Raw genomic sequence first — 8,970 nt, 5'->3', positions numbered from 1 at the left:
TAGTCGTAAAAATTGTAAGAGTAATTTTTCTGCCATAATCATCCCAAAATACTAGCTTTATGCAGCTATTTAGACCGAAAAGCTTGCACTTTTCAAAGGCCAAAAAAGGCACTTACCAATATCAGTCAATGCTTTGATATTTAATCAGCAAGCCCTACTTATAAATAAGGGAATAGGGAGTAAAAAAATGCTTTAGCAACTGTAGTCTATATATGTGAAAGTTTCTATAATTATTGATACTGCTTACATAGATTTATCTACTACTTATAACCGATAAATTAGCTCTAACATTTAGACAAAAGAATTATTTAATTATGACTAATAAATACTCCAATATATCATTACCAAAAGGTTTAATAGTTTCTTGTCAAGCTCCCACTGACTCCCCTTTACATCACCCAGAAGTCATTGCAGCTATGGCACAAGCATCTATAAATCAGGGAGCTTCAGCAGTGAGAATAGATACACCATCCCATATTCGAGCAGTGCGACAGAGAATTACTCAACCAATAATTGGCTTGTGGAAACAACAAATACCAGGATTTGAAGTTTATATTACCCCTCAATTTTCAGATGCAGAAGCGATCGCCAAGGCCGGAGCAGATATTATTGCTGTTGATGCTACTACCAGAAAACGTCCGGGAGGAGAAACTTTAGCAACATTAATTACTCGTATTCATAATGAATTAGGAAAACCAGTAATGGCAGATGTAGATACTATAGAAGTAGCCCAATTATCTGTAGAAACAGGTGCAGATTTTGTTGCCACTACTCTGTATGGTTATACCGAGCAAACGCTCGCCAAATCTCCTCCTGGTTTTGAGTTACTAAAACAGATAGTAGAAAACTTAGAAGTGCCAGCAATTTGTGAAGGAGGTATTGCTTCTCCCGCAATGGCAAAAAAAGCTATAAATTTAGGAGCTAATGCTGTTGTTGTTGGGACAGATATTACAGGAATTGATCATAAAGTCAAAGCTTACAACATGGAGATGATTTCTTTAGTGTGGGAGTAGGGTAGTGAGGGAGTGAGGGAGTGGGGGAGTGGGGGAAGTAGGGTAGTCAGGGAGTAGGGGAGTAGGGGAGTAGGGGAGTAGGGGAGTAGGGGAGTGGGGGAGTAGTAAACATAACAGGACTTACGCATAACCATCACTAATAGGTAGAAGTTAACTGCCGTTAATCACCACACAGTCTTAACCCCTACAAATGATGTATAATTTTTTATTTTGCGTAATATCATATCCGGATGATTAGTAATAAAAAACCCGATCCCTTTCAACTTTTCTTTCCCTTCTGCCATCTGCCTTATACCTATCCTGATAACCATTCATTTTTAATTTATGGCAAAATGTGGTGTTCTATACCACGAACTATAATCCGAAAATATATAATTGAAAAACCCAGAAGGTCCTCATATGGAATCCGGATAATTAGTTGATGAAAAACTTTGTACCTTCTCAGCTTATTCTTTCCCTTCTGCCTTCTGCCTTCCGCCCTCTGCCTTAGCTGAATCGGCGGCAAATTGAACGGGTTCGATGCCCATTCAATTTGCATGCTATCCCAGCAAAAACCTTCGCCCTAGTTGAAAAACTTGTATTATCATGTTGCCTATAACCCCGGAAACTTTCCACCATGCGCACTGCCTACCAATATAAGTTAAGGCCCAACTCATATCAAATAGCCACCATAGAAATGTGGTTGGAATTGTTGCGTCGGCAGTACAACTATCGGTTAGGTGAAAGATTCTCATGGTGGTCAGAAAATTGCTGCCCAGTTAACGCCTGCCCCTTGGTGATGCCAATTCCTCAACTAAGAGAAATTCCAGATTATTACTCTCAAAAAAAAGATTTAGTCAATACCAAAGACAAATTTCCGGAATACAAGCTAATTCAGTCTCAGGTTTTACAGGATTGCATTAAACGGGTAAAACTTGCCTTTGATAGATGGTTGAAAACAGACAAAAAAGGAACTAGATTAGGAAAACCAAGATTTAAAGGAAAAGGACGTTATCGTAGTTTTACTTATCCTCAAATTAAACAAAACTGTATTGAAGGAAATAAAATTCATTTGCCCAAAATTGGAAAGGTAAAGTTAATTCAGCATCGTCCAATACCAGAAGGGTTTATAATTAAAACAGTAACAATTAGTCGTAAAGCAGATGGTTATTATGTAACTTTATCCCTAGAAGACAAATCAGTTCCAGCTTTGACTACTATTGTTGAACCTACATTAAAAAACACTCTAGGAATTGATATGGGGTTGAAAGAATTCTTAGTAACAAGTGAAGGAGAATCAGTCCCCATCCCTCAATACTATCGCTCATCTCAGAAACGATTAAAGACTCTACAAAAACGTTTATCTCGAAAGAAAAAAGGAAGTAAAAGGTGGCTCAAGGCTGTTAAAGCTGTAGCCAAACAACATAAAAAGGTTGCCGATAAAAGTAAAGATTTTCATTTCAAAACAGCCAATGAATTATTATCAAAAGCGGATATTATTGCCCATGAAAACTTAAATATCAAAGGGCTAGCAAAGACTCATTTGAGTAAATCAATTAACAATGCTGGATGGGGAAAATGCCTGTCTATTTTAACTGTCAAAGCCGGAAATGCTGGACAGAAAACCATGGCAGTAAACCCCAAAAATACCAGCCAAGATTGCTCAAACTGTGGGGAAAAAGTCCCCAAAGAATTAAACATACGAACTCATTCTTGTCCGCATTGCGGCATAGTAATAGACCGCGACTTGTTTGCGCAGCATGACCTAGGAAATGCAGCGATCAATATCAAAAATAGGGCGGCAGGGCATTCCGTCCTTAAAGCTCGTGGAGCCCGACGGGATACCGGGGCTACGAAACGAGAAGCCCACACTATAGCGCCAGCTTAGTGTGGGAGTATGTCACCAAATGTCTAATATTCAAGATATATCTATTACAAAGTGGTTAATATTCCGGATAAAAAGCAGGGAGTAAAGAAAAATCAAGATGAAACACTTATGCAATAATAATGGCTCAAGATATTAGTTTATATTTTAAATTTCCTTACGTTGCCAGAAATGCTGCGCAACAAATTGCATCAAAACGTAGTCGCTTGGTACAAGCATTAACAATGATGCTACTAATTACCAGCTTAATTGGCATCAATGCTTATCGTGTAGTACAACTACAATTAATTCAGGGAGAGTATAACCGGGAACGTGCAGAAAACAACCGGATTCGTCTAGTGCCAGTGGCAGCGAGTCGTGGCACAATTTACGACCGTAAAGGTAAAGTCTTAGCAGGTAACCAGCTCTCTCGCTCCGTATATTTGTGGCCTCAAGAATACTCGCCTACAGAGTGGTCAGAAGTTGCAACAGAATTAGGTTCAATTTTAAACATTTCCGCCAGCGATATTATCAACAAGCTAGAAGAGGTAGGCTATGATTCACCCCTAGCAGTTAGAATCCTTTCTAATCTCGATCCTACTACCTTCATAGCATTAGCAGAAAAAGCTGGTGAAACACCAGGGTTAGAAGTGCGTACCGAAAATATCCGCCACTATCCTAATGGCAGTTTAGCAGCTCATCTGATTGGATACACTGGCGAAGCAACCAAAGAAGAATTGATATCTAACCCCAAATACCCAATGGGAATGATCGTTGGTAAAATGGGAATAGAAAGTACTGCAAATTCTACCTTGGAGGGAGTTTGGGGTAATCGTTTGATTGAAGTTGACGCTAAAGGTAACGAAATCCAGGAACTGGGAGTCGAAAACCCTATTTCAGGCAAACCAGTGAAATTAACTATCGATCTCGATATTCAAAAAGCAGCAGAAAAAGCCCTAGGAAACCGTCGGGGTGCTGCAGTTGCCATCAATCCTAAAACAGGGGAAATCTTAGCAATGGCAAGCGGGCCTACATTTGACCCTAGCCTATTTACTGGTAAGATGACAACCTCAGAATGGCAACGTCTGCAAGGTGCAAGTAAGCCCTTTTTGAATCGTGCCCTCCAGGGTTATCCGCCAGGAAGTACTTTCAAACCTGTTACTTCTGTTGCCGGACTACAGTCTGGTAAGTATTCTCCTAACTCTAAAGTGGGAACTTATAATTCTGTGACTATTGGTGGCATCACTTTTAACGAACATAGTGGAGGTTATGGGTTCATTGGTTTTAGGGATGCTTTAGCCTACAGTAGCAATACATTTTTCTATCAAATGGCTGTGAATATTGGCCCGGAAGTAATTTCTAAGTGGGGGCGAGAGTTAGGTATTGGTGGCAGTATTGACTTAAAACTATTGGGGATAGATGGTAATCATGGTCAAATCCCGACTCCTAAACAAAAAGAAGAAATTTATGGAGAACCTTGGCATATTGCTGATATTGTGACTATGGGTATAGGTCAAGGTTTGGTGTTGGTAACTCCTTTAGAATCATCAGTGATGGTAAGTACGATCGCTAATGGTGGGTATCGAGTGCAACCTCATTTATTGGCATCTCAAACTGGCACTGCAGCTACTAAATCAATTAAAACTGGTCTGAAACCTTCAACTATTAATACAGTGCGCGAAGGATTAATTGATGTGGTGAGGAAGGGTACTGGCCGGAGGTTGAACGATGGTACTATCCCATTATCTGGAGGAAAGACTGGCACGGTGGAACTTCCAGGGCAGGCAGATAACGCGATGTATATTGGGTTTGCACCTGCTAATAATCCTGAAATCGCTGTAGCAATTGCAGTTGAGGAGGGTGGTTACGGTTCGGTAGGTGCGGCACCAATTGCTAAAGCTATTTTTGATGCTTATTTTGCTAATAAGTAGGGAGTAGGGGAGTGGCTCACACGGGTAAGTGTTTAAGATTTGACACGGAGACGCGGTGACACGGGGACGCGGAGATTTGATAAGGAATGGAAATTAATTCAATCTACTCGCTCTATTCATGATTAGAAAACCCCCGCGTCCATCTATACCTGCACATTTTCCCCTCTCCCCGTCTCCGTGTCTCCCTCTCTCCGCGTCTCCCCAACTTTTAACTTTTGACTTGCGCCATACTATGCCAGTGCAAAAACTTCCTGTGCAGATAACTGGAACTGGGGAAAAGTCGGGGAAATAATGACAGTGTTTTCAGTAAATGGAGTCATCTGATATTCTCCGTCAACAAAATTACAAACAAAAAATGTGGGTTGCTTAGGGTTGCCAATAAATTTTCTCGCTCCCAACGCTGCATAATCGACAATCCAATATTCCTTATATCATGTCCGGATAATCAGTGATAAAAAAACCTTTTGCCTTCTAACCTTTTCTTTCCTTCTGCCTCCTGCCTCCTGCCTTCTGCCTTACCTTCTCCAAAGTTTAAGTATTCAACCGGACATGATATTAATCCCCATTTCCTCATAATCTCGAAGTTTATTGTAGTAATCATCACGCCAATTTGTTGAGACAACTTCAACTATTAACTTGACTGAATCAGGATTTTGGATAATTGATTCACTTTCCCACCGGAATTCCGCCCCGATCGCTTCTTGATTCAAAACAATGATGTCCGGTTCATAACCTGATCGTTCGTGTTTGGGTTTGACAATCGATTCTCTAGGAATAGTCCAAATGCCACCTTTGCCCATCTGCCTGATAATTATCAGTAGTTGTTCGATTAGGGAACCTGTTAAATTTGAATGCTTTCCCTTTGGCTTGGGGATTTCGATAATTACTCCATCATGTAATTCGTACCGGACTTGTGAGTTTTCGGGATACCAGTTGATAAATTGATCGAAGTTGTATAGTTTGGGTTCGGCTTGGACTTGAGTCATAATATTATGTCCGTTTAAGTACTTACACTTTGGGGGAAGGAAGACAGAAGGCAGAAAAGGTTAAAAGGGATAAAGTTTTTTGTTTGCTGAGGCTTGTAACTGTTGGCTAAAATCTGGTATTATCTATAAAAATCTTAGATTATCTGTTTTATGTTACTTGGATTTAAAACTGAACTACATCCGAATAATCAGCAAAGAACCTTACTAGCTAAACACGCGCTTTGTAGCTCGTCACGCCTGGAATTGGGGATTATGGCTAACTAGAAACATCCTTAATCATAATTCTAATAATCCTGGTAGTAAACTTAAGTTTCCTACTGCAATTGACTTACATAAACTTTTAGTAGCAATGGTTAAACCTAATAACTGTTGGTATTATGAAGTATCTAAAACAGCTCCTCAATATGCTTTGAGGCATTTATCCGTTGCTTGGAAGCGTTGTTTTAGCAAAGTCGCCTCCAAGGGAGGAGCTTCGCTATCAGGACAACCTCAATTCAAGAAAAAAGGTAGAGATGATAGTTTCACTTTAGATGGTTCTATATCAGTAGATTTTAATCGTATAAAGTTACCTCGAATTGGTTGGGTAAAAACTTTTGAAATATTGCCAGACAATGTTATTCCAAAGTCTGTAACTATTAGCAAAAAAGCTAATAGATGGTTTGTTAGTTTCAAGATAGAGAAAGAACCTCAAATTACACATAAGTTAGTAGATGTTGTTGGTGTAGATTTAGGAGTGAAAGCTTTAGCAACATTATCAACTGGGGAGGTTTTTGAAGGTGCTAAATCCTACAAAAATTTAGTTGCTAAACTTTCTAGATTGCAATACTTAAACAGACATAAAACCAAGTTATCTAATAACTGGAAAAAAGCACAGCTAAAAATAGCTAGACTACACAGTAAAATAGCTAACATCCGTAAAGATACATTGCATAAATTGACAACTTACTTGGCTAAAAACCACAGCCAGATAGTAATAGAAGACCTTAATGTATCAGGAATGATGGCAAATCACAAGCTAGCTAAGGCTGCCCTAGTCTATGGGTTTTTATGAGTTTCGTAGACAGGCGCGAGTACAAGTGTGAGCTATACGGTTCTAAGTTAATCATTGTTGATAGATGGTTTCCTAGTTCTAAAACCTGCAGTAGGTGTGGAACTGTTAAAGAATCTTTGTTGTTATCAGAGCGCGTAATCAAATTGCGAACACTGCAATTTTAGCTGTGATTGCTCCGCAACGCTAGCGCGAACGAGATTTGAATGCAGCATTAAATTTAGCTATGGCGGGCAGTTCGTCCGTTTCAGCTTGTGGACTGGATAACGCCGACGTTGCCAGGTAGAAGCAAGAATAGAACAGATAATCATAGATTTATATAGATTATCGTAGGTTTCTAAGAACGGCACAACTTTCCTATTGGAATTAAGGGCGCAAACGTTAACGCGAAGCGCGGAACAGAGTTCTATCGCACTCTTGTCCGGACAAGATATCATACCTCTTAGAGATGTCACAAATAGTTTCAAATCTTAGATGTAAAATAATTTCCTGAAATTACTGTAGTGTCAAAGTTCTGTAGCTCTGTAAAATCTTACTTTTGACTTTTGACTTCAGTGAAACGGTAATGTGAAATAATTTCCTGAAATTACTGTAGTGTCAAAGTTTTGAGCCTGTAAAATCTTACTTTTGACTTTTGACCTTTGACTTTTGACTTTCGTGAAACGGTTTTGACTTTTGACTTCCTTGAAATAGTGTTAGTTTAAAGTATATTCATATATTTGGTAGTGAGGTTTATGAAGTTTTATCTGGTCAACCCTTGGATAGCTAACATTTGTTGGGTTCTCGGTTCTATATTATTTGTGGAACTGGTGCGAGATATTTATCATGTGGTTTCTCATATTTGGTTACCTTTGTATAAATGGCACGGTTGGCATCATCGTGTTTTCCGCCCAGACTTGACTCCTGTCAGTACAGAGATTTATCAAAAAGCTACTTGGTATCACGATGTACCAGAATCTCTGGTAATGTTGACTTTTAGTCTGTTACTCTGGGTAATAACTTTTGTTTGGATACCTTCTTATCATTGGGCTACTTTAGCAGGTTCTGTTTATACTTTAAGTTTCTTGTTTCCGGCGATCGCTCGTGCTACTGGTATTCCTCATGCTGAACAACTTACAGACTTAAATCATCTTCCCGGTGCATTCTCAGGGCCTCCTACTAATTGGTTTGTCAACCGTCCTTATCATTGGCGACACCACTTCGATAATCAAAATGCTTATTTTTGCGGTACTCTGAGTCTGGTAGATAAACTTATGGGAACAGCTCTTTCTCTCAAAGGTAAAACTATTGCTGTGACAGGTGCTTCTGGAAGTTTGGGGCGATCGCTCCTCCGATATCTTCACAAAGCAGGTGCAAAAGTAATTGCCCTTACTTCTGGGAATCAAACTATTACCTTAAATATAGATGGTGAAGAGTTAGAAATAAATACCATAAATTGGCAAGTAAGTCAAGAAAATAATTTAGCAGATTTATTTGAAAAAGTAGATATTCTAGTATTAAATCATGGCATTAATGTACATGGGGAAAAAACAGCAGAAGCGATCGCTAAATCTTACGAAATTAATACTTTTTCTAGCTGGCGAATGTTAGAAATATTCCTCAAAACTGTAAGAACAAATTCTGATATTGCCTGTAAAGAAGTCTGGATTAACACATCAGAAGCAGAAGTTTCTCCAGCATTTAGTCCTCTATATGAACTCACAAAAAGAACTCTTGGAGATTTAGTTACTTTACGAAAATTAGATGCTCCCTGTGTGATTCGGAAATTAATATTAGGTCCGTTTAAAAGTAATCTTAATCCCATCGGACTTATGTCTGCTGATTGGGTAGCAAAACAGATAGTAAAATTAGCAAAAGCAGATGTTAGAACAATTATTGTCACAATTAATCCTTTAACTTTTGTAGCAATTCCTATCAAAGAATTTTTCGTTTCTACTTACTTTAAATTATTTACTTCTACTAAATAAATAGGGAGTAGGGAGTAGGGAGTAGGGAGTAGTTAAGAGTCAGGATAAATGGGAGTTATATCATGTCCGGATAATTAGTGATAAAAAAACTTTCTCTTTTTCCTCCTCTTTATTCTTTCTTCTTGCTTCTTTCTTCTTCTTTGTTCCCTCCTGACTCCTGACTCCTGACTCCTGACTCCTCC

General features: G+C 38.9%; 9 protein-coding genes. 7 read left to right on the top strand and 2 right to left on the bottom strand.

Annotation, left to right across the window (positions count from 1 at the left end; translation table 11 throughout):
* Positions 1-314 precede the first annotated feature (314 nt).
* From F6K54_RS34035 to mrdA, 3 genes are all read left to right on the top strand, one after another.
* Entirely contained in the window at positions 315-1,013 is a 699-nt protein-coding gene (locus F6K54_RS34035; protein ID WP_293087983.1) for an N-acetylmannosamine-6-phosphate 2-epimerase, read from the top strand.
* A gap of 616 nt (positions 1,014-1,629) precedes the next feature.
* On the top strand, positions 1,630-2,880 hold the full coding sequence (locus F6K54_RS34030; RefSeq protein WP_293087981.1) for a transposase: 1,251 nt from the start codon (positions 1,630-1,632) through the stop codon (positions 2,878-2,880).
* 119 nt (positions 2,881-2,999) lie between these two features.
* Positions 3,000-4,787 carry a penicillin-binding protein 2 gene (gene mrdA, locus F6K54_RS34025; protein ID WP_293087979.1) on the top strand — a complete coding sequence of 596 codons (1,788 nt, stop codon included), beginning with the start codon at positions 3,000-3,002 and terminating at the stop codon, positions 4,785-4,787.
* Positions 4,788-5,326: 539 nt separating this feature from the next.
* Here the strand turns inward: mrdA and F6K54_RS43365 are convergent.
* Positions 5,327-5,773: a Uma2 family endonuclease gene (locus F6K54_RS43365; RefSeq protein ID WP_366558308.1), complete on the bottom strand. Its 447-nt coding sequence runs from the start codon at positions 5,771-5,773 to the stop codon at positions 5,327-5,329.
* A gap of 150 nt (positions 5,774-5,923) precedes the next feature.
* Here F6K54_RS43365 and F6K54_RS34015 point away from each other — a divergent pair, with 150 nt between their 5' ends.
* Genes F6K54_RS34015 through F6K54_RS34005 form a run of 3 tightly spaced genes read left to right on the top strand, consistent with a single transcriptional unit; the run spans position 5,924 to position 6,988 of the window.
* Positions 5,924-6,037, top strand: coding sequence for a helix-turn-helix domain-containing protein (locus F6K54_RS34015; protein ID WP_293087977.1), 114 nt, complete (start codon positions 5,924-5,926; stop codon positions 6,035-6,037).
* A 4-nt stretch (positions 6,038-6,041) separates the two neighbouring features.
* Positions 6,042-6,824 (top strand): transposase, encoded by a 783-nt coding sequence (locus F6K54_RS34010; RefSeq protein ID WP_293087985.1) that lies wholly within the window; start codon positions 6,042-6,044, stop codon positions 6,822-6,824.
* Positions 6,821-6,988 carry a zinc ribbon domain-containing protein gene (locus tag F6K54_RS34005; protein WP_293087976.1) on the top strand — a complete coding sequence of 56 codons (168 nt, stop codon included), beginning with the start codon at positions 6,821-6,823 and terminating at the stop codon, positions 6,986-6,988. Before F6K54_RS34010 ends, F6K54_RS34005 begins: the two co-directional genes overlap by 4 nt.
* 57 nt (positions 6,989-7,045) lie before the next feature.
* Here the strand turns inward: F6K54_RS34005 and F6K54_RS34000 are convergent, their stop codons facing one another.
* Positions 7,046-7,171, bottom strand: a complete 126-nt coding sequence (locus tag F6K54_RS34000) for a hypothetical protein (RefSeq protein WP_293087974.1) — start codon at positions 7,169-7,171, stop codon at positions 7,046-7,048.
* A 384-nt stretch (positions 7,172-7,555) separates the two neighbouring features.
* Here F6K54_RS34000 and F6K54_RS33995 point away from each other — a divergent pair, with 384 nt between their 5' ends.
* Positions 7,556-8,788, top strand: a complete 1,233-nt coding sequence (locus F6K54_RS33995; protein ID WP_293087973.1) for a bifunctional sterol desaturase/short chain dehydrogenase — start codon at positions 7,556-7,558, stop codon at positions 8,786-8,788.
* Positions 8,789-8,970: the final 182 nt, after the last annotated feature.

It is taken from the genome of Okeania sp. SIO3B5 (assembly GCF_010692555.1).
Lineage (GTDB): Bacteria > Cyanobacteriota > Cyanobacteriia > Cyanobacteriales > Microcoleaceae > Okeania.
Note: the sequence above shows the minus strand (reverse complement) of the source record. Positions and strands in the feature narration are given on the sequence as shown.

Excerpts from the sequence above, each read along its gene's own strand:
- F6K54_RS34005 (WP_293087976.1), top strand. The coding sequence starts at position 6,821 with ATGAGTTTCGTAGACAGGCGCGAGTACAAGTGTGAGCTATACGGTTCT.
- F6K54_RS34035 (WP_293087983.1), top strand. The coding sequence starts at position 315 with ATGACTAATAAATACTCCAATATATCATTACCAAAAGGTTTAATAGTT.
- F6K54_RS34015 (WP_293087977.1), top strand. The coding sequence starts at position 5,924 with ATGTTACTTGGATTTAAAACTGAACTACATCCGAATAATCAGCAAAGA.
- mrdA (WP_293087979.1), top strand. The coding sequence starts at position 3,000 with ATGGCTCAAGATATTAGTTTATATTTTAAATTTCCTTACGTTGCCAGA.
- F6K54_RS34030 (WP_293087981.1), top strand. The coding sequence starts at position 1,630 with ATGCGCACTGCCTACCAATATAAGTTAAGGCCCAACTCATATCAAATA.
- F6K54_RS43365 (WP_366558308.1), bottom strand. The coding sequence starts at position 5,773 with ATGACTCAAGTCCAAGCCGAACCCAAACTATACAACTTCGATCAATTT.
- F6K54_RS33995 (WP_293087973.1), top strand. The coding sequence starts at position 7,556 with ATGAAGTTTTATCTGGTCAACCCTTGGATAGCTAACATTTGTTGGGTT.